Annotated in this window: 16 protein-coding genes; 4 read left to right on the plus strand and 12 right to left on the minus strand. The window is 67.7% G+C overall.

Annotated features, from left to right (window positions below; translation table 11 throughout):
• Positions 1 to 183: 183 nt before the first annotated feature.
• On the minus strand, positions 184 to 330 hold the full coding sequence (locus DN388_RS10265; protein ID WP_254999503.1) for a YceK/YidQ family lipoprotein: 147 nt from the start codon (positions 328 to 330) through the stop codon (positions 184 to 186).
• A 304-nt stretch (positions 331 to 634) separates the two neighbouring features.
• Here DN388_RS10265 and DN388_RS10270 point away from each other — a divergent pair, with 304 nt between their 5' ends.
• Complete coding sequence (locus DN388_RS10270; protein WP_043862958.1) at positions 635 to 985, plus strand: hypothetical protein; 351 nt, start codon at positions 635 to 637, stop codon at positions 983 to 985.
• Here DN388_RS10270 and DN388_RS10275 read toward each other — a convergent pair.
• From DN388_RS10275 to DN388_RS10325, 11 genes are all read right to left on the minus strand, one after another.
• A complete protein-coding gene (locus DN388_RS10275) occupies positions 982 to 1,233 on the minus strand; it encodes a hypothetical protein (protein WP_043862957.1) in 252 nt (83 codons plus the stop codon). The genes DN388_RS10270 and DN388_RS10275 overlap by 4 nt on opposite strands.
• A 30-nt stretch (positions 1,234 to 1,263) precedes the next feature.
• Complete coding sequence (locus DN388_RS10280; protein ID WP_058541109.1) at positions 1,264 to 1,509, minus strand: hypothetical protein; 246 nt, start codon at positions 1,507 to 1,509, stop codon at positions 1,264 to 1,266.
• Positions 1,506 to 2,591 (minus strand): helix-turn-helix transcriptional regulator, encoded by a 1,086-nt coding sequence (locus tag DN388_RS10285; RefSeq protein WP_043862955.1) that lies wholly within the window; start codon positions 2,589 to 2,591, stop codon positions 1,506 to 1,508. Before DN388_RS10285 ends, DN388_RS10280 begins: the two co-directional genes overlap by 4 nt.
• Before the next feature lie 118 nt (positions 2,592 to 2,709).
• A complete protein-coding gene (locus DN388_RS10290; RefSeq protein ID WP_043862954.1) occupies positions 2,710 to 3,768 on the minus strand; it encodes an autotransporter outer membrane beta-barrel domain-containing protein in 1,059 nt (352 codons plus the stop codon).
• A 318-nt stretch (positions 3,769 to 4,086) separates the two neighbouring features.
• Complete coding sequence (gene glgX, locus DN388_RS10295; protein ID WP_043862953.1) at positions 4,087 to 6,252, minus strand: glycogen debranching protein GlgX; 2,166 nt, start codon at positions 6,250 to 6,252, stop codon at positions 4,087 to 4,089.
• Between the two features lie 102 nt (positions 6,253 to 6,354).
• Positions 6,355 to 6,657 (minus strand): DUF2934 domain-containing protein, encoded by a 303-nt coding sequence (locus DN388_RS10300; RefSeq protein ID WP_043862952.1) that lies wholly within the window; start codon positions 6,655 to 6,657, stop codon positions 6,355 to 6,357.
• The gene (locus tag DN388_RS10305) at positions 6,654 to 9,458 is read right to left on the minus strand and encodes a malto-oligosyltrehalose synthase (RefSeq protein ID WP_254999512.1); all 2,805 of its coding nucleotides are present in this window, start codon (positions 9,456 to 9,458) and stop codon (positions 6,654 to 6,656) included. The genes DN388_RS10300 and DN388_RS10305 overlap by 4 nt, the downstream gene beginning before the upstream one ends.
• Entirely contained in the window at positions 9,455 to 11,527 is a 2,073-nt protein-coding gene (malQ, locus tag DN388_RS10310; protein WP_054915393.1) for a 4-alpha-glucanotransferase, read from the minus strand. Before malQ ends, DN388_RS10305 begins: the two co-directional genes overlap by 4 nt.
• Positions 11,520 to 13,292, minus strand: a complete 1,773-nt coding sequence (gene treZ, locus DN388_RS10315) for a malto-oligosyltrehalose trehalohydrolase (RefSeq protein ID WP_058541107.1) — start codon at positions 13,290 to 13,292, stop codon at positions 11,520 to 11,522. Before treZ ends, malQ begins: the two co-directional genes overlap by 8 nt.
• 13 nt (positions 13,293 to 13,305) lie before the next feature.
• Positions 13,306 to 14,868 carry a glycogen synthase GlgA gene (glgA, locus tag DN388_RS10320; RefSeq protein WP_058541106.1) on the minus strand — a complete coding sequence of 521 codons (1,563 nt, stop codon included), beginning with the start codon at positions 14,866 to 14,868 and terminating at the stop codon, positions 13,306 to 13,308.
• A gap of 428 nt (positions 14,869 to 15,296) precedes the next feature.
• Positions 15,297 to 15,953 (minus strand): HAD family phosphatase, encoded by a 657-nt coding sequence (locus DN388_RS10325; RefSeq protein ID WP_054915391.1) that lies wholly within the window; start codon positions 15,951 to 15,953, stop codon positions 15,297 to 15,299.
• 91 nt (positions 15,954 to 16,044) lie between these two features.
• Here DN388_RS10325 and lexA point away from each other — a divergent pair, with 91 nt between their 5' ends.
• The 3 genes from lexA to DN388_RS10340 form a co-directional block, all read left to right on the plus strand.
• Entirely contained in the window at positions 16,045 to 16,662 is a 618-nt protein-coding gene (gene lexA, locus DN388_RS10330; RefSeq protein WP_054915390.1) for a transcriptional repressor LexA, read from the plus strand.
• Positions 16,662 to 17,279, plus strand: a complete 618-nt coding sequence (imuA, locus tag DN388_RS10335; RefSeq protein WP_043862945.1) for a translesion DNA synthesis-associated protein ImuA — start codon at positions 16,662 to 16,664, stop codon at positions 17,277 to 17,279. Before lexA ends, imuA begins: the two co-directional genes overlap by 1 nt.
• Before the next feature lie 6 nt (positions 17,280 to 17,285).
• Positions 17,286 to 18,456: DNA polymerase Y family protein (locus DN388_RS10340; RefSeq protein WP_254999517.1), on the plus strand; the 1,171-nt coding region annotated here is incomplete at its 3' end.

Raw genomic sequence — 18,456 nt, forward strand, 5'->3', positions numbered from 1 at the left:
AGGCCCGCCGAGATCAGCGTCAGGATCGGTAAGTGGTATGCAGGCTAGTCACAGAGGGTGCGCGCCAAGACCCTTTCTATCGTGGGTGAATTGCGCGCATTCGGGGGCAGTTTATGCCCTTACTTAATTTGTGACTAATCGACCTTGTCGATGAACCTATAGAGGGATTCGATTGTTTGGCACTCAGCGCGAGAGGTCGGCGGGGATCATCGCGGTATCGATCACGATATCCACGGGCGCGGTGACGATAAACGCCAGCGGGCACACGATCAGCGGCCAGCAGAACTGCGCCGAGGTGGCGCTGAACAGGAACGAGAAGTTGTTGCGCACGCCCCGGTACATGCCTGGGGATGCACATTCGGCGCAGTACCCACCGCGCATCATGGTGCCGCAGCTGGTGAGGGCGAGGGTAGAGACGATGAGGGCGAGCGAGAGGATTCGGATGGTGCTGTTCCTTGGCACAGGGGGGAGGGTCCGTTTTTCTGCGCGGCATTCTCTCACCGGGGGCTGGGGCAATGCTACAGTCGCTCCTTTTTCAATCAGCAGGCCAGGGCTCTTCGCTGGCAAGGCCAGCTTCTGCAGGGCCAGCGAAGAGCCCGGTACTGCCGACACACAACCAACGGGAGAGACAACCATGCGCGCAGCAATGCTATTGGGTACGGCACTGGTGCTGGCCGGATGCGCCTCGTCGACGATGAACCAGGCTCGCCTGGGCGCACCGCACAAGACCTTCACCTCGGCCAAGGCCGAGCCGCTGGTGGCCGAGTGCATCCAGTTCGGTTGGCAGGACGAAGCCGTCTTCGGCGTGGATGCCAGCGGCTACCTCGACGCCGGCCCCAACGGTGGGGCCACGGTGTCGACACGCGATGCCGAATACTTCGCCGATGTGCGCGCCGAAGCCGGCGGCACGGTGGTCAAGTTCTACACCCTCAAGGACGATGCATTGGCCCAGCGGCGCATGGCGGCGTTGGCCACCTGCCTCTAGCCACGCCCCTCGAAACGCCCGGTGATGCGCTCGCGCCAGCTCAGCGGGCGCGCAACGTGTTCATGCGCGCCGATCTCAACCAGGGTGAAGGCGCAGCGCACGATATCGCTCACTTCCTGATCGGCCAACCGTGCGCAGGCTTCGCGGTGCGCCTGTGCCTGATCGCGACCTGCCAGGCTGTGCACCTCGAAGCCAAGGTTGCGTTTGGTGATATGCCAGTGGTGAAACACAGCGACAAAGCGGCTCATGTGCGCCCCGTAGTCAGATCAGGGATGGGGTCATGCATGCAGCTTGCCCGTGATGCGCTCCAGCCAGCTCAGGCGCCGGGGCGCCAGGGCAGTGCTGGCAATCTCGATCACGGTGAAGTCGCAGGTCTGATCGTCCTGGTAGCCCTGTTCATTGCGTATGTCGCCCGCTTCAAGGTGCGCATCGGCATGATTGTCGCTGTGTAGCGCGTGCACCTTGAAGCCCCTGTCCACGGCATGCCGGCTTCGCAGGTGAAACACCCCCACGAAGCGGCTCATGCCTGCGAAGCCCCGCGCTGTGCTTCAAGCGCCTCGATACGTGCCTGCAGGCGTTCGCGTTCCTGGCGTTCGGCGCCGATGTCCTCGAACACGCTGATCAGATGCTGCGGCTGGCCGTCCTGGCGGCGCTGCAGGGCGGTACGTGCACGTACCCAGATGTAGTGGCCCTGCTTGTGGCGCACGCGCTTTTCCACTTCGTAGCGCTCGATCTCGCCGGCCAGCAGGCGCTGCAGCAACTGCAGGTTGGCGGCCAGGTCGTCGGGGTGGGTCAGTTGCTGGAAGGTCATGCCGTACAGCGTTTCGGCGCTGTAGCCCAGCAGCTCGCAGAAGCTGCCGTTGACCCGCTGCCAGGTGCCGTCCGGGTCGATGTAGGCCAGCGCGCCCCAGGCCAGTTCGAAGATGGCGCGAAAACGTTCCTCGCTGTTGCGCAGTTGCTCTTCGGCGACCTTGCGCTCGGTGTTGTCCATGCTGATGCCGACCATCTTCACCGCGCGCCCGGCGCTGTCGCGCACCACCGTGGCGCGGGAGGCGATCCAGCGCATCTCGCCGTCGGGGCGATAGATGCGAAAGTCGCACTCGCAGCCTTCGCCTTCGAGCAGGGTCTTGCTGTACAGCGCCTGCAGCATCTCGACGTCTTCGGGGGGCAGGTGCACCCAGAAGTCTTCGTTGCGGATCACCTGCCAGCCGTACACGGCCTCGACGTTGGGCGAGTAGGTGAGTTCGTCGCTGATCAGGTTCCATTCCCAGGTCACGATGCGGGCGCCTTCCTGGGCCAGCTTCATGCGGGTTTCGCTCTCCATGATCTCGGCGGTGTAGCGCCGGCGCAGGTCGGTCATCGGCAGCTCCACCACCTGGGTCTGCTGCACGTCCTGCAGGGCTTCTTCGCCGTAGCGCAGCCAGATCCAGTTGACCTTGAGAAAGTCGGCCAGCTTGCGCAGGTTGGCGTAGTCGATCTCGCCGCCGCGGGTCCATTTGTGCACGGCGGTGCGCGAGATCCCCAGGGCCGTGCCTACCGCCTGCAGCGTCAGCTTGTGGTGTTCGAGCAGTTCCTTGAGGCGAAAGGCGAAGCTGTTTTCGGTCATGCGCTGGGGTGTCCTTGGCGAGGGCATGGCCGGCCAGTATACATAAGCTGTCAACCTCAGGTTGACGGGGGTATGCGCGTCGCATCGCGGGCCTGACCCGCGATGCATTCAGCGCCGCTCACCAGCGCACACGTACCCCCAGGTTGCCGATCAACCCGTTCAAGTCGTTGTCGTCCACGTCGCTGCTGTAATCGGCACTGACAAACAGCGCCACCTTGGGCGTCACCCGTGCCACCAGGCCCAGGCCCACCTCCACGGTGGTGGCGTTGCGTCCGCTGCTTATCTTGTCGACCTTGTCCAGGCTCACCGTGTCGGCGTTCGAGAAGTCGTACCACACGTTGGTGCGCACATAGGGTTCGATGGGCATGCCGCGCACCTCGTAGCGGGCCGACAGCTTCGCCCCCACCCGGCCGGTCCAGCTCGGCTGGCTGTCATAGGCCTGCAGGGTCTGGGCCTGGGCGTCGTTGCCGGGGTAGTACTGCTGGTTGATCAACTGCGCCTGGGGCTCGATCACCCAGTGCTTGCCCAGGCCGATGGGGAAGCCGCCCTCCACCGAGAAGGTCAGCGCGTGGCCGTTGCCATCGAGCCGTTCGCCGTCGCTGCCGCGCCCGCTGGCGTCGAAACGGGTGCCCATGGCCACCGCATCCACATGCCAGCCCTGGTCATGCTGCAGGCTCCAGTACATGCCCAGGCTTTGCCCTTCCAGGCGCACGGCGTTCTGCTTGTCGCCCAGCTGTGGCCGGCGATTGTCCAGGCCGCCCTGCAGGTTGCTGTGGCCCATGAAGATCCCGGCGCGGTGGGTGTTGCCGCCGGCGGTTTCCCGCACGAACAGGTCGGGGGCGATCTGCAGGTTCTGGTTGGGGGCATCCAGGCGTTGCGGGGCGGTCCTGACCGGGGTGGGAAAGAACTGCGCCCACTGGCTGGCAATGCCTTCGTCGCCGAACACCGCCGTGCGCTCTGCCAGGCGTTCGGAAAACGCCCCCAGCGTACCCAGGCTCAGCCCCGACACGCTGGCCGGGACCAGCGACGGCAGCGCCAGGCCGTGTGCCGGGTTGAACATCGGGTCGTCGTCTTCCAGCCCCGCCGCCAGGCTTTCCAGCGGGGTTGCCAGCAGCAGCGACGTCGACAGTGCGTAGAAAACATACTCGAGCCCCGAAGGGCAGGGTGCGCTTTTCATGGCCGATCTCCTCTGTGTGTTACAGCCAAAGGTCTGGCCTGATGTCACGGGCTGTAAGGCAGGAACAGAGAGCGACCCAAACCAGCAAACCTGCCCCATGGCGCGCGCAAAGCCGCGTGCCAGAGGCCCGGAATGAAGTTGAACACGGTGGTTCTAGGTGTAGCTAAGGAGAGTCGCAGGCAGGCGTCAAGATAGTGTGATTATTTTGTGATGGCCGTGTTGGAGGGGGTAAGCGGTTGAAAAATAGCGGTTCCTGATTGGGCATAGCCGCGTTGCGAATGACAACGCGGCTGGCTATTTCGAATGATTGCTAAAGCGTCAGGCGTCCTCGTCCCGTTGCAGTTCCAACAGCAGCAACGAGCGTCCGGTGACGTTGAACACGCTGCCGAATTCCAGGCGCTGGGCCTTGCGCAGCTGCGGCCGGTCGGTGTCGATCAGGCAGTTCCAGTACTCGCCCTCGGGCACGTCGGGCAGGGTGAAGTCCACGCCGTCGTGGTGCGCGTTGACGATCAGCAGCAAGGTGGCGTCTGCCCCCGGGCGCAGGATGCCGCTGACCTGCGCGCGCCCGTCCATGAGCATGCCCAGGCAGCGCCCTTGCGGGTCTTCCCACTGCTCCACGCTCATCTCGCTGGCGTCCGGCGCCAGCCAGGTCACGTCCTTGACCCCGATCGCCTCGTTGTAGTCGCCCACCAGGAAGCGGCTGCGGCGCAGGATCGGGTAGGCCAGGCGCAGCTTGGTCAGGCGCTTGACGAACTTGAGCAGGGCGCTGCCTTGCTCGTCCAGGTCCCAGTTGATCCAGCCGATCTCGCTGTCCTGGCAGTAGGCGTTGTTGTTGCCGTGCTGGGTGCGGCTGAACTCGTCGCCGGCCACGATCATCGGCGTGCCCTGGGCCAGCAGCAGGGTGGCGAAGAAGTTGCGCATCTGGCGCTGGCGCAGGCTGTTGATCTCGGGGTCGTCGGTGGGCCCCTCGACCCCGTGGTTCCAGGAGATGTTGTTGTTGCTGCCGTCCTGGTTGTTCTCGTCGTTGTCCTCGTTGTGCTTGTCGTTGTACGACACCAGGTCGCGCAGGGTGAAGCCGTCGTGGGCGGTGATGAAGTTGACCGAGGCATAGGGGCGCCGGCCGCGGCGGTTGAACAGCTCGCCGGAGGCGGTCATGCGCGCTGCAAAGTCGGCCAGCTGGCCTTCGTCGCCTTTCCAGAAGGCGCGCACGGTGTCGCGAAAGCGGTCGTTCCATTCGGCCCAGCCCGGCGCGAAGTTGCCCACCTGGTAGCCACCGGGGCCGCAGTCCCAGGGTTCGGCAATCAGCTTGACCTGGCTCAGCAGCGGGTCCTGGCGACAGGCCACCAGAAAGCTGTGCCGCTCGTCGAAGCCTTCGTGGTAGCGGCCCAGGATGGTCGCCAGGTCGAAGCGAAAGCCATCAACGTGCATCTCGCCTGCCCAGTAGCGCAGCGAGTCGGTGACCAGTTGCAGTACGCAGGGGTGGCTCAGGTCCAGGGTGTTGCCGGTGCCCGAGTCGTTGATGTAGTAGCGCTTGTCGTCGGGCATCAGGCGATAGTACGAGGCGTTGTCGATACCGCGCATCGACAGCGTGGGGCCCTGCTCGTTGCCTTCGGCGGTGTGGTTGTAGACCACGTCCAGAATCACCTCCAGGCCGGCGTCGTGCAGGTGCGCGACCATCTCCTTGAACTCGGCGATCTTGCCGTTGGCCAGGTAGCGCGGGTGGGGCGCGAAGAAGGCGATGCTGTTGTAGCCCCAGTAGTTGTTCAGGCCCTTTTGCAGCAGGTGCTGGTCGTTGACGAAGGCGTGGATCGGCAGCAGCTCGATGGAGCTGACGCCCAGGCCCTTGATGTGCCCCAGCAGCTCGTCGTTCATCAGCCCGGCGAAGGTACCGCGCGCCGCTTCCGGCACCGCCGGGTGACGCATGCTGATGCCGCGCACGTGCGCTTCGTAGAACACGGTACGGTCCCACGGCACGCCCACGCGCTGGTCGCGGCCCCAGGTGTAGGCCGGGTCGATGACCTTGCACTTGGGCACGAACGGCGCACTGTCGCGCTCGTCGAAACTGAGGTCGCCATCGGGGTGGCCGATGGTGTAGCCGAACAACGCCTCGGACCAGCGCAGCTCGCCGACCAGCTGCTTGGCATACGGGTCGATCAGCAGCTTGTTGGGGTTGAAACGGTGCCCGTTCTGCGGCTCGTAGGGGCCGTACACGCGGTAGCCGTAGATCTGCCCCGGGTGCGCGTCGGGCAGGTAGCCGTGGTAGATCTCGTCGGTGTACTCGGGCAGTTCGATGCGCTCGAGCTCATGTTCGCCGCTGGCGTCGAACAGGCACAGTTCGACCTTGGTGGCGTTGGCCGAAAACAGTGCGAAGTTCACACCCAGGCCGTCCCAGGTGGCGCCCAGGGGGAAGGGCAGGCCCTCGCGGATGCGCGAAGGTTCAATGGCGTCGGGCTGGGTGTTGTGTTTGGACTTGGGCTGGGTCATGGCAATCCTTGTAGCGATCCTTGGGGGGCGAAAGGCGACGCACTGGGCGCCGGGGCAGCGTTGCGCTGCCCCGGGGCGGTAGTGACGCAAGGTACGGCGGCGTCAGGGCGTGGCGGGCTTCTTCGCGGTACGCGGCTTCTTTGCCGGGTCGGGCTTGGCCGCAGGGGCCGGTGGCTTGGCCTTGGACGCCGCGGCGCCGGGCTTTGGCTTGGCGCCAGGGGCTACCGGCGGTGCGCCTGGCGGGGTGGTACGGGGCTTGCGCGGGGCGGCCTTGGGCGCAATGGCCTCGGCTTCGGCCAACTTGCGCGCCATCTCCCAGTGGCGCTCCTCCTGGCCTTCGGGTTTACCTTCCGACTCCCAGATCTGGTAGGCGAATTCGCGGATACGTTTTTCCTCAGCACTCATCTCGACGCTCCTGATGACTCAGTCTGTTCTATGAAGAGATTGACGGGGAAGGCTTTGAGCGCAGTGCTCAGCCACAGCTCGTTAGAGGGTGTGACTGCGCCCTGGGCGAAAAGTCCCGTGCAATTGGCAGCGCACAAGGCGAACGGTAAAAGCACACGGGTATCGTCCCAGTTCTGTGCCGGGATCAAGGGTTGCGTGGCGTTGCCCAGCAGGCCCGAGGCCAGCCGCGGCACCACCACCACCGCACGTTGCGCCTCGCCGATACGAGCAAAGGCGAGCACCCGCTCGGCGTGTTTGCCGCGTACCTCCAGGGGTTGGTAGCGGCCGTGGCGAAACAGCTCTGGGTAGGCCCGGCGCTGCTCCAGCACCTGGGCGATCAGGGCCTGCTTGACCCGCCCGTCCTGCCAGTGCCCGAGCAGTTCGGCGGGGGGCAGGCTGTCGTCCAGGGCCTGGCGGCGCGCGGCGTAGTCCACCGCGCGGCGGTTGTCCGGGTCGACCAGGCTCAGGTCCCAGCATTCGTTGCCCTGGTACAGGTCGGGCACCCCCGGCACGGTCATGCGCAGCAGGCTCTGCACCAGGCTGTTGAGCGCGCCCGGGCAGGCCAGGGCCTGCGCCGCCTCGGCCACCGACTGGCGCAGCTGCTGGCATTGCGGCTCCAGCAGCAGGGCGTCGATGAAGCGTGCGCAGGCCTGCTCGTAGGCCTCGTTGGGGGCGCTCCAGCTGCTGCGCAGCTTGGCCTCGCGCAGGGCTTTGCGCTGCCATTGGCGCAGGCGTTCGGCGTAGCCGCGCAAGGCCTGGGTGTCATCGCAGCGCAGCGTCATCGGCCAACTGCCGAGCAGGGTCTGGTACAGCAGCAGTTCATCGCCGGCACTCGGTGCCACGCCATCGGCCAGTTGTGTGCGCAGGGGCCAGGCCAGTTCACGCCACAGCTCCACGCGCTGGCAGAACCAGTGGCTGCGTTCGCTGATCACCGCCAGGCGTGCGCGGCAATCTTCGCCACGCTTGTGGTCATGGGTGGCGGTGGCCAGCAGGTTGTCGGGGAAGTGCGCCAGGCGTTGCTGGCAACTGGCATGGAAGGCCTCGGCCGGCGCGCTGAAGCGCTCGGCGTCGAAGCCCACGTCGTTGCGCGACAACAGCACCGCCGAGCGATAGAAGGCGGTGTCTTCGACGGCCTTGGCGGCGGTGGGCGAGGTCAGCTGCTGGAAGCGCACGCAGGCGTGGCGCAACTGCTTGCGCGCCCGCCCCGGGCCCAGCTCGCGCCAGGGCTGGCCGCCCAGCCAGCGCTGCAGGTAGTCCAGCAGCGGCCAGTCGGCTTCGCCCAGGCTCGAACGCGCATCGGCCAGGGCCTGCTGGAAGAACCCCTCGTCCATCGCCGGGCGCCCGCAGGCATTGATGTAGGTGCGGTACACCGGGTAGTGCTCCACCAGCGCCTGCAACGCGCGGCGGATGGCGCCCAGGGTCAGGTCGCGGCTCATGATGTCGTTGCGCGCCACCTGCAGCAGGGCCTGGGCCACCGATTCGAAGTCGCCGGCCAGGCTGGCATTGAGCACCAGCTGGCGGGCCAGGCGCAGTTCCTCGACGAACGCCGGGCGCTCGCTCAGGTCGTGCCACAGCGCGGTCAGTTCGGCTTCGCCCTGCGGGTCATGCTGCAACAGCGAGACCTGGTTCATGAATTCGTAGCCGGTGCTGCCGTCCACCCGCCAGTCGTCGTGCAGGCGCTCGCCGGGGCCGAGGATCTTCTCCACGTAGATCGGAAAGTGCTCGAGCGCAGCGCTCAGCGGCCGGCGTGGGAGCAGGCCGTCTACGCGTCGGCGCAGCTTGCGGCAGTAACCGCGTGGGTCGGCCAGGCCGTCGATGTGGTCGATGCGCAGGCCGTCGACCAGGCCGCGCTCGATCAGCTCGAACACCTTGGCATGGGTGGCCTCGAACACCGCCGGGCGCTCCACGCGCAGGCCGCCCAGCTCGTTGACGTCGAAAAAGCGCCGCCAGTTGATGTCGTCACCGGCGGTGCGCCAGCTGGCCAGGCGGTAGTGCTGCTGTTCGAGCAGTTGATGCAGGTGCTCGAAACCGCTGGGGGTGCGCCCGTCGAAGGCGGCCAGCACCTGTTCGATGGCCTGGCCGATGCGCGGCTCGCGGGCCAGTTCGGCCAGGGCCTGGTGCACCGCCTCGACGTTGGCCGGGGCGTGGCGCTGGCCCTCGAAGGCGGCAAAGCGTGCCCCCAGTTCGCTCAGTTCCGGGTGGCCGCTGACGCACAGGATGCGCGCATAGTCCGGCGGGCTGATCGGGAAGCGGTGTTCGTGGTGCTCGATGTGAAAGCGCCCGTGGCGGGCGTCGAAACGCAGCGGGATTTCCCCGGCCTGCAGCACCGCGCCATAGTCGCTGGCCAGGAACGGCAACAGCAACTGGCCTTTGAGCAACGGGTCGGGCGAATGCCACTGGATGTCGAAGAACTCGGCGTAGGGGCTGCGCCGGCCCCAGGCCAGCAGGTCCTGCCACCAGGGGTTGTGTGCGCCGCCCACGGCCATGTGGTTGGACACGATGTCCAGGATCAGGCCCATGCCGTGCTGGCGCAGCGCGGCCACCAGGCGTTCCAGCGCCGCCTCGCCACCCAGTTCGGGGCTCACCCGGGTCGGGTCGACCACGTCGTAGCCGTGGCGCGAACCGGGCCGCGCCTGCAACAGGGGCGAGGCGTACAGGTGGCTGATGCCCAGCCGGGCGAAGTAGGGCACCAGCGGCACCGCATCGTCGAGGCTGAAGTCGGCATGAAATTGCAGGCGCAGTGTGGCGGTGAGGCTGTTCATCGGTCACGCTCGAAGGCTTGTTCACGGGCCTGGGCCAGCAGCTCGAGGCGTCGCGCCGCATCGCTGTCGTCCAGCAGCTGTGCGGCGGGCAACGCGAAGCGGCGGCGCCAGTTGGGGTGGGTGTCGACAGTGCCGGGCAGGTTGGGTTGTTCGTCCACGCCCAGCAAGTCTTCCAGCGGTACCAGCACCAGCGGCGCGCGGGTATGCCCGAGCAGGCGCAGGCTGGCGTCGATCAGGGTGTCGGCTTCGCTGCTGGTGTCGCCGTAGCTGCTGTGCAGCAGGCGACGCAGGCCCTGGATTTCATGTTGGCGGCTGTCGCGCCAGTCGCGCTCGGTGATCGCGTCGATCGCCCCCAGGCGCTGGCCCCAGTCGATGTCGCGGGCCTGCAGCCAGCCTGCCAGCGGGGGCAGGTCGTGGGTGCTGGTGGTGGCCAGGGCGTTGTCGGGCCAGTCGAGGATGGGGGTGAACTGCCCGGGCGGGTCCTGCTCGAACAGCAGCACACGCATGCCCAGGATCGCGCGGGCCGCGAGCTTTTCGCGCAGGCCTTCGGGCACCGTGCCCAGGTCTTCGCCGAGCACGATGGCCTTGTGGCGCACCGACTCCAGGGCCAGCAGGCGCAGCAGGTCGTCCAGTGGGTAGTGCAGGTAGGCGCCTTCGCTGGGGGCGGCGCCCTGGGGGATCAGCCACAGGCGCTGCAGGCCCATCACATGGTCGATGCGCAGGCCCCCGGCGTGGGCGAAGTTGGCCCGCAGCATCTCGATGAAGGCGCGGTAGCCGTTGCGGCGCAGGCCCTCGGGGGAGAACGCGCAGATGCCCCAGCTTTGCCCCGATCGGTTGAGGATGTCGGGCGGGGCGCCGACGTGCAGCTCGGCCAGCAGCTCGTCCTGGCGGCTCCAGGCCTGGCTGCCGGTGCCGTCGGCCCCCACTGCCAGGTCGGCGATCAGGCCCACCGCCATGCCGCTGCCGCGCGCCGCTTCCTGGGCACGTTCCAGGCTGCGTGCGATCAGCCACTGGCAGAAGGCATAGAAGCCGATCTGCTCGACGTGGTCGGCGGCAAACGCGGCAATCTCGGCGCTGCGCGGGTCGAGCCAGGCGGCCGGCCACTGGCGCCAGTCCTGGCTTTCGCCGCGTTCGGCGGCGGCATCGAGCAGCGCTTCGAAGCGGCAGTGGTCTTCCAGCGCCTGGCCGCCGGCGTGGCGAAAGCTGTCGAAGTCGGCGCGCTGCGGTTGCTCGCCCTTGATAAAGCCCTGGTACAGCGCCTGCAATATCTGCTGGCGTGCCCCGGCCGCCCGTGGCCAGTCGATCAATGGCAGGCCTTCGAGCTGTTCGAGCTGGGCCTCAAGGCCCAGGGCCTGGACCGTGATGCGCACCGTGCGCTCGTCGATCACCGCCTGGGGGCTGGCATACAGGCTGTTCAGAAACAGCCGGCTGGACGGCGAATACGGGCTGTAGCTGGGGTGGTTGCGGGTGAACATGGCGTGCACCGGGCTGATGGCCAGGGCCGTGGCGCCACGCTCGGCGGCGCTGCGTGCCAGGCCCTCCAGTGCCAGGCAGTCGCCCAGCCCGCCGTCGCCCGGGCGGCGCAGGCTGTACAGCTGGGCACTCAGGCCCCAGCACCGTGGGTGCGGGGTGCCCAGCGCATCGGCCAGGCTGTAGCACTGCGCCGGGGCCACGGCCAGGGTGAAGGTGGTGGCGTCGATATGCAGCTGGTGATACCCCAGTGGCAGCCCTGGCGGCAGCAGGGCCTGGGCATCCAGCTGCAGCTGCTGGCGGGTGCCGTCCTCGTGCTGCACCTCGCAGCGGCTGTTGGCCGCGAAGTAGCGCGACAGGTCCAGCGGCTGGTGCTGGTCGACCGTCAGCAGTGGCGGCAGGTGACGGGAATCGTGGGCTTTTTCCAGGGCCTTGAGGCTGTTGGCGATGGCGATGTCGTCGGCGGCCGGGTGGCCAAGGGCGGCCAGGATGCGCCGCAGGACCGGTTCGCTGACACGCTGGGCGCGCCCGTTGGCGTCGATCCAGTCCACCGCCAGGCCAGCGCGTTCGGCCAGTTGCAGCAAGGGTAGGTCAGGCATGCACAGGCTCCGTGGGGCAGGAAGGGGTCAGGCTCACCACGCAGCTCAACGGCGGCAGGCAGGGTGGGCCCGGGGGCAGTTCGCAACTTTCGAACAGGTGCCGCTCGCGGGCCGGCAGGTCCAGGGCCAGTGGCTGCTGGCCGAGGTTGAGGTCGATGCGCAGCTCGCTGCCATCGCCCAGTTGCCAACGGGCGCTCACGCCCTGGCCGTCGACCACCTGGGCGCCCAGGGCGCGGGTGCCCGGCAGGCGCGGGATGATGTGCTGGTGGCGCAGGTACAGCAGGCGACGGTACAGCGCCACCCACTGCTCGCTGTCCTCGCCCCATTGCGGTTGCGAGTCGAGGAAGGTCTGGGCGGCGTTCGGGTCGGGGATGCGCGCCCGTTGCTCGGGGTCGGCGAAGGCCTTGAACCCCTTGAACTCGGCGCGTCGGCCTTCGCGCACGGCGGTGGCAAGGTCGTCGTGGTGATCGGTGAAGAACAGGAAGGGCTGGCGGCACCCCCAGTCATCGCCCATGAACAGCAGCGGGATCATCGGTGCCAGCAACAGCAGCCCGGTGGCGGCGCGCAGGGCCTGGGGCGGGCACAGGCGCTCGAGCCGCTCGCCCAGCGCGCGGTTGCCGATCTGGTCATGGTTCTGCAGAAACAGCACGAAGGCACTGGGCGGCAGATGGCCGCTGGCTTCGCCACGCGGTTCGCCGTTGCGGTCCGGCTGGCCCTGGAACACGAACCCCTGGCTCAGGCAACGCGCCAGCTTGTTCAGCGGCGCCTCGCGGTAATCGACGTAGTAGCCTTCCTGCTCGCCGGTCAGCAGCACGTGCAGGGCGTTGTGGCCATCGTCGTTCCACTGGGCATCGTAGCCCTCCTGGAGCAGGTGCGCCTGGTTGCGCTCGTTCTCGAGGGTGAGCCACACCTGCCGGCCCGGTGCGGTGCTGGCGCGCACGCGGCGGGCCAGCTCATGCAGAAAATCAGGGTCGTCGATGGCGTGCACCGCATCCAGGCGCAGGCCGTCGAAGCGGTAGTCGTGCAGCCACATCAGGGCGTTCTCGATGAAGAAGTCGCGCACCTGGCGGCGGCGAAAATCGATGGCCGCGCCCCAGGGCGTATGCCGGTCTTCGCGAAAGAAGCCCTGGGCATAACGGTGCAGGTAATTGCCGTCGGGGCCGAAGTGGTTGTACACCACATCCAGCAGCACCATCAGCCCCAGCGCGTGGGCCTGGTCGATCAGCGCCTTGAGTTGCTGCGCAGTGCCATAGCTCGCTTGCGGGGCGAACGGCAGCACGCCGTCATAGCCCCAGTTGCGCTGGCCGGGAAACTGCCCGATGGGCATCAGTTCGATGGCGGTCACGCCCAGTGCGGCCAGGCGCGGCAGGTGCCTGGCCACGCCGGCGTAACCGCCCAGCAGGCCCACGTGCACTTCATAGATGACTGCCTCGTGCCACGGGCGGCCCTGCCAGTCGGGGTGTTGCCAGGCATATTCGGTGCTCAGCACCTGGCTGGGGCCGTGCACGCCGTCGGGCTGGGCACGGCTGGCCGGGTCGGCGACCGACAGGTCGCCGTCGATACGGTAGCGATAGCGCGTACCGGCCGGGCAGGGCAGGCGCAGCACGAACCAGCCGTCGTCACTGCGCTGCATGGGTTGCGGGGCGGCGTTTTCACATTCCACCTCCACCTGCCGGGCATCGGGCGCCCAGAGGGCGAAGCGGGTGGTGTGGCTGTCCAGCATCACGGCCCCGTGGGTCGCGTGTTCCTGTGACCTGAAGGGCATACGGCAGTTCTCCTCAGCCTGCGTTGAGCGTGGCGCGCGTCACCAGTTCCTCGTACAGGTGGGCATAGGGTTCCACGGCCTGACACCAGTTGAATGGCTGGGTCATGGCCAGGCAGCGCATGGCATTGAGCAGGTGTTTCTTGCCGTATACGTAGAAGGCCCGCGAGAGTGCTTCGCGGTAGCTCTCCACGCTCGATTCGTCGAACAGAAAGCCCGTGACGCCATTCTCGATGGTGTCGGCCAGGCCGCCGGTGTTGCGCGCCACCGGCAGCGAGCCGAAGCGCTGCGCGTACATCTGGCTCAGGCCGCAGGGCTCGTAGCGCGAGGGCATCAGCAGAAAGTCGCTGCCGGCGAACATGCGCCGTGCGTCGGTCTCGTTGAAGCCGATGCGCACCCCCACGCGGCCCGGGAAGCGGCTGGCCAGCTCGCGCATGGCTTGTTCTTCCTCCGGTTCGCCGCGGCCGATGATGGCGATCTGGCCGCCCTGTTCGACGATGTACTCGGCCACCCCCAGGGTCAGGTCCAGGCCCTTCTGGTACACCAGGCGCGAGACCACGGCGAACAGCGGGCCGGTGGAGGGCTCCAGCTCGAACAGCTCGCGCACCTGGCTGCTGTTGGCCGCCTTGCCTTCCCAGTCGTTGATGCTGAAGCGGTGGGTCAGGTGGGTGTCGGTGGCCGAATCCCAGCTTTCGTCGATGCCGTTGGGGATGCCGCTGAGCAGGCCCTGCTGCGCCTTGCTGCCAAGAAAACCGTCGAGCCCGCAGCCGAAGGCCGGGGTGGTGATTTCCCGGGCATAGGTGGCGCTGACCGTGGTGATGTGGCTGGAGTAGGCCAGGCCGGCCTTGAGAAACGACAGCTTGCCGTAGAACTCCATGCCTTCCTGTTGCAGGGCGTGTTCGGGAATCGCCAGTTCCGGGCAGCAGCCGCGGCTGACCACCCCCTGGTAGGCCAGGTTGTGGATGGTGAACAGGGTGGGGGTGTTCAGGCCGCGCCAGTGCATGTAGGCCGGGGCCAGGCCGGCAGGCCAGTCGTGGGCGTGCACCAGATCGGGCTTCCAGTGCACCATGCCCTCGCCCGCGGCGATTTCGGCGGCGGCCAGGCCCAGGCGGGCGAAGCGGATATGGTTGTCGGGCCAGTCACGGCCATTGTTGGCGCCGTAGGGGGTGCCTTCGCGCTGGTACAGCTCGGGGCAGATCAGTACATAGATGACCAGGCCGTCGGCCAGGTCCATGCGCCCGATCTTGCACGGGGGCAGTGCGGCATGGCCGCCCAGCTCGCCCACCAGGTGGATCGGGTTGTCGCTTTCGAGTACCTGCGGGTAGCCGGGGATCAGCACGCGTACATCGTGCAGGTGGCGCATGGCGCGGGGCAGGGCGGCGGAGACGTCGCCCAGGCCGCCGGTCTTGACCAGGTCGGCGATTTCCGAGGTCACGAACAGCACCTTGCGCTTGTTCGGGTTGCGCCGGGTATCGAGGGCAGGGGCCTTGGCTGTCGTGACGATCTGGGCAGCACGCACCTGCGCGCTGGTATCCGGGTTGAAATGCTCTGCATGAGGTTCGACAGCGGCGCTGATCATACTTGTCTCCGTCCCTTGTTCTGCGGGCGTATCCCACCCGCTGCATGTCTGTACTGTTGTTCTCGCTATGTCATGTGATGCGGTGAAACGCCCCGGACACACGTGCAAGCGCTACGCCAGCCGGCGCTCCTGCCGATGGCGTGCTGACGAGTGGGGGGTGGGCTGCGCCTGGGTAACCAGAGTCGTTGGCCTACTTAGTTGCTGACCTACCGGGTTTGCAGAAGTTTCGACTATTTTCGATCGAGTTTTCCGGACGGTATCAGGTCGATTGAACAGTGTAGGAGAGGGGCGGGATAAATGTGACCCGTTGGTCATGTTTTGTGAATTGGCCGGCACAGGGGTGCACCGACAGCGAGCGTGCACCGCTCGAAGGTGACCCCCGATGGTGCACGTGCCAGCCCGGCTGGCGAAACCGGCGCGGTGGGTCTTCAGCCGCTCATCTGCGCAATCAGTTGCCACAGGCGCTCATCGTCGAAATTCTTCACCACCAGCTGCGCACCGGCCTCCAGCAGTACCTGCGGCGCCTGGCTGGTCGACAGGCCCACGGTAAGGATCCCCGCGCGGCTCGCTGCCGTCACGCCCGGCACCGAATCCTCGAACGCCAGCGCATGGTCTGCCCTGGCCCCCAGGCGCTCCAGGCCGGTGAGGTAGGGCAGGGGATCGGGCTTGGCCCGTGCCAGTTCCTCGGCCACCAGCACATGCTCGAAGCGCTCGGCCAGGCCCATGGCTGCCAGCATGTGCTGCGCATTGGCCCGTGGCGCATTGGTGACCACGGCCATGCCGATGCCGCGGCGCTCGGCATGCGCCAGCAGGCGTTCGAGGCCGGCAGTGGGCTGCAAGGTCGGCGACAGCGCACGAAAGCGCGCCTCCTTGCGGTCGGCGAATGCCTCATGCTCGGCCACCGGGCGCCCGGGGAACAGGTAGCGGCACATGTCGGCGTTGGCCCGGCCACTGACGTGGGCGTCGAACTCGGCCTCGCTCAGTTCGCGGCCCTGCTCACGCAGCAACTGCTGCAGTGCCTGCAAATGCAGGGTATCGGTGTCGGTCAGGGTGCCATCGAGGTCGAACAGCAGGGCTTCAAGCATGGGGCGCGGTTTCCATTGCACGGCGGGCCATCATAACCATTTTGCCGTGGCGATCAGCGGGGCTGGTCAGATAAACCCGAAAAGAGTACAAATGTGCTCCATGAACAGACTATCGCCCAAACGTGCCGCCATCCTGACCTTCATCCGCGACCGCATCGCGCAGCAAGGGCAGCCCCCGAGCCTGGCCGACATCGCCCAGGCCTTCGGTTTTGCCTCGCGCAGCGTGGCGCGCAAGCACATCCAGGCGCTGTGCGAGGCCGGCTTCATCGAGGTCACCCCCAACCAGGCGCGCAGCATCCGCCTGGCCGGTGCGCTGCGCCGCCCCGAGGTGCTGGAGATCCCGGTACTGGGCCAGGTGGCCGCCGGCCGCCCGATCGGGCCCGACGTGGACATCCACGAACAGCTGATGCTCGATGCGCACCTGTTCAGCCGTACCCCCACCTACCTGCTGAAGGTGCGCGGCGACTCGATGATCGACGACGGTATCTTCGACGGCGACCTGGTGGGCATTCACCAGCAGCCCGATGCCCGCGACGGGCAGATCGTGGTGGCCCGGCTCGATGGCGAGGTCACCATCAAGCGCTTCCAGCGCGCAGGCACGCACTACCGCCTGCTGCCGCGCAACCCGGCCTATGCACCGATAGACGTGGGGCCAGAACGCGACTTCGTGATCGAAGGGGTGTTCTGCGGCCTGTTGAGGCGCGACTGATGGGCGCGGTGGTCAGCCTCGACGGGCTGCTCGACGAGCGGCGGGTCTGGAAGGGGCGCCCGCTGGCCCAGCCCCGGGGCCTGCAACCCACCGGGCATGCCGCGCTGGACGCGGTGCTGCCCGGCGGCGGCTGGCCACCGGGTGCGCTCAGCGAACTGCTGCTGGCTGCCGAGGGCGCCGGCGAGCTGCACCTGCTCTGGCCGAGCCTGGCGCGCCTGACTGCCAGCGGCGAACGGGTGGTGCTGGTGGCGCCGCCGTTCATTCCGTACCCGCCCGCCTGGCTGGCAGCCGGTGTCGACCTGCGCTGGCTGTCGCTGATCCAGGCCTCCCGCGTCGAGGCCCTGTGGGCCGCCGAGCAGTGCCTGCGCTCGGGCAGTTGCGGCGCGGTGCTGTGCTGGCCGCAGCAGGTCGACGACCGCGCCCTGCGCCGCCTGCAGGTGGCTGCCGAAACCGGCCAGACCCTGGCCTTTGCCTGCCGCCCGCAGCAGGCGGCACTCAACCCGTCGCCGGCCGCGCTGCGCATTGCCGTCGACCTGCACCCGGCGCAGTGGCGGGTGCTCAAGTGCCGTGGCGGGCTGGCCCCGGCCACCCCGATCGCCATGGCCGGGCGAGGGTGATGGGCGATGCTGTGGGCCTGCATCCTGCTGCCGCAACTGGCACTCGACAGCGTGCTGCGCGGTCGCGACGACCCCCAGGCACCGCTGGTGCTGCTCAGCGGCCCGGCGCAGCGGCGCGTATTGCAGGCGGTCAACCCGGCGGCCCGGGCCCTGGGGCTGCGCGCCGGGCAGAGCCTGAGCACCGCGCAGGCGCTGGCCAGCAGTTTTACCTGCGTCGAGCATGACCCGGCGGCGGTCGAGCAGTTGCAGCAATTGCTGGCCGCCTGGGCCTACCAGTTCAGTTCGCAGGTCAGCCTGCATTACCCACGCACCGTGTTGCTCGAAGTCGAATCCAGCCTGGGCCTGTTCGGGCCCTGGCCGCTGTTCGAGGCCCGCCTGCGCAAGGAGCTGGGCGAGCTGGGGCTGCGTCATCGCATCGTGCTGGCCAGCAACCCGGTGGCGGCGCGCATGCTGGCCAACGCCCATGACGGGCTGGCACTGAACGACCCCCAGGCCACCCGCGCCGCCCTTGCGCAGATGCCCGTGGACCGCATCGGCCTGCCGGTGGAGGCCGCCACGGCCTTGTCGCGCATGGGCCTGCGCGACCTTGGGCAGGTGCTGGGGTTGCCGCGCGACACCCTGGCCAGGCGTTTTGCCGCCAGCGTGCAGGTGCACCTGGATCGCCTGCTGGGCCTGCGCCCCATGGCGCTGGCGTGCTACCGGCCGCCGGACCGGTTCGAGGCGCGCCTGGAACTCAACTTCGATGTGGAATCGCACCAGGCGCTGTTGTTTCCGTTGCGCCGGCTGATTGCCGACCTGGCGGCGTTCCTGGCCAGCCGTGACGGCGGCGTGCAGCGTTTTACCCTGCACCTGGAACATGCCCGGGGCGTCGCCACGCCGGTGGTGGTCGGCCTGCTGGCCGCCGAACGCGAGGCGGGCATGCTGTTCGAGCTGGCACGCGGGCGCCTGGAGCAGTTGAGCCTGCCCGCACCGGTGCGCAGCGTGCGCCTGGTGGCCGACGACCTGCCGGCGTTCGTGCCGCAACCGGGTGAGCTGTTCAATGCGCGGCCCCAGCAGCAACAGGGCTGGGAGCAGTTGCGCGAGCGTTTGCGTGCACGCCTGGGCGATGAGAGCGTGCGGGCTGTGCAGGCTTTTGCCGACCACCGCCCCGAGTGCGCCTGGCAGGCGGCTGGCGGCG

Origin of the sequence: Pseudomonas sp. S12(2018), from assembly GCF_024355235.1 — a bacterium.
Taxonomy (GTDB): domain Bacteria; phylum Pseudomonadota; class Gammaproteobacteria; order Pseudomonadales; family Pseudomonadaceae; genus Aquipseudomonas; species Aquipseudomonas palmensis.

What these genes read in the sequence shown, in the direction of transcription:
- DN388_RS10270 (WP_043862958.1), top strand. Translation starts at nt 635, where the DNA reads ATGCGCGCAGCAATGCTATTGGGTACGGCACTGGTGCTGGCCGGATGC.
- DN388_RS10275 (WP_043862957.1), bottom strand. Translation starts at nt 1,233, where the DNA reads ATGAGCCGCTTTGTCGCTGTGTTTCACCACTGGCATATCACCAAACGC.
- DN388_RS10280 (WP_058541109.1), bottom strand. Translation starts at nt 1,509, where the DNA reads ATGAGCCGCTTCGTGGGGGTGTTTCACCTGCGAAGCCGGCATGCCGTG.
- DN388_RS10285 (WP_043862955.1), bottom strand. Translation starts at nt 2,591, where the DNA reads ATGACCGAAAACAGCTTCGCCTTTCGCCTCAAGGAACTGCTCGAACAC.
- DN388_RS10290 (WP_043862954.1), bottom strand. Translation starts at nt 3,768, where the DNA reads ATGAAAAGCGCACCCTGCCCTTCGGGGCTCGAGTATGTTTTCTACGCA.
- glgX (WP_043862953.1), bottom strand. Translation starts at nt 6,252, where the DNA reads ATGACCCAGCCCAAGTCCAAACACAACACCCAGCCCGACGCCATTGAA.
- DN388_RS10300 (WP_043862952.1), bottom strand. Translation starts at nt 6,657, where the DNA reads ATGAGTGCTGAGGAAAAACGTATCCGCGAATTCGCCTACCAGATCTGG.
- DN388_RS10305 (WP_254999512.1), bottom strand. Translation starts at nt 9,458, where the DNA reads ATGAACAGCCTCACCGCCACACTGCGCCTGCAATTTCATGCCGACTTC.
- malQ (WP_054915393.1), bottom strand. Translation starts at nt 11,527, where the DNA reads ATGCCTGACCTACCCTTGCTGCAACTGGCCGAACGCGCTGGCCTGGCG.
- treZ (WP_058541107.1), bottom strand. Translation starts at nt 13,292, where the DNA reads ATGCCCTTCAGGTCACAGGAACACGCGACCCACGGGGCCGTGATGCTG.
- glgA (WP_058541106.1), bottom strand. Translation starts at nt 14,868, where the DNA reads ATGATCAGCGCCGCTGTCGAACCTCATGCAGAGCATTTCAACCCGGAT.
- DN388_RS10325 (WP_054915391.1), bottom strand. Translation starts at nt 15,953, where the DNA reads ATGCTTGAAGCCCTGCTGTTCGACCTCGATGGCACCCTGACCGACACC.
- lexA (WP_054915390.1), top strand. Translation starts at nt 16,045, where the DNA reads ATGTGCTCCATGAACAGACTATCGCCCAAACGTGCCGCCATCCTGACC.
- imuA (WP_043862945.1), top strand. Translation starts at nt 16,662, where the DNA reads ATGGGCGCGGTGGTCAGCCTCGACGGGCTGCTCGACGAGCGGCGGGTC.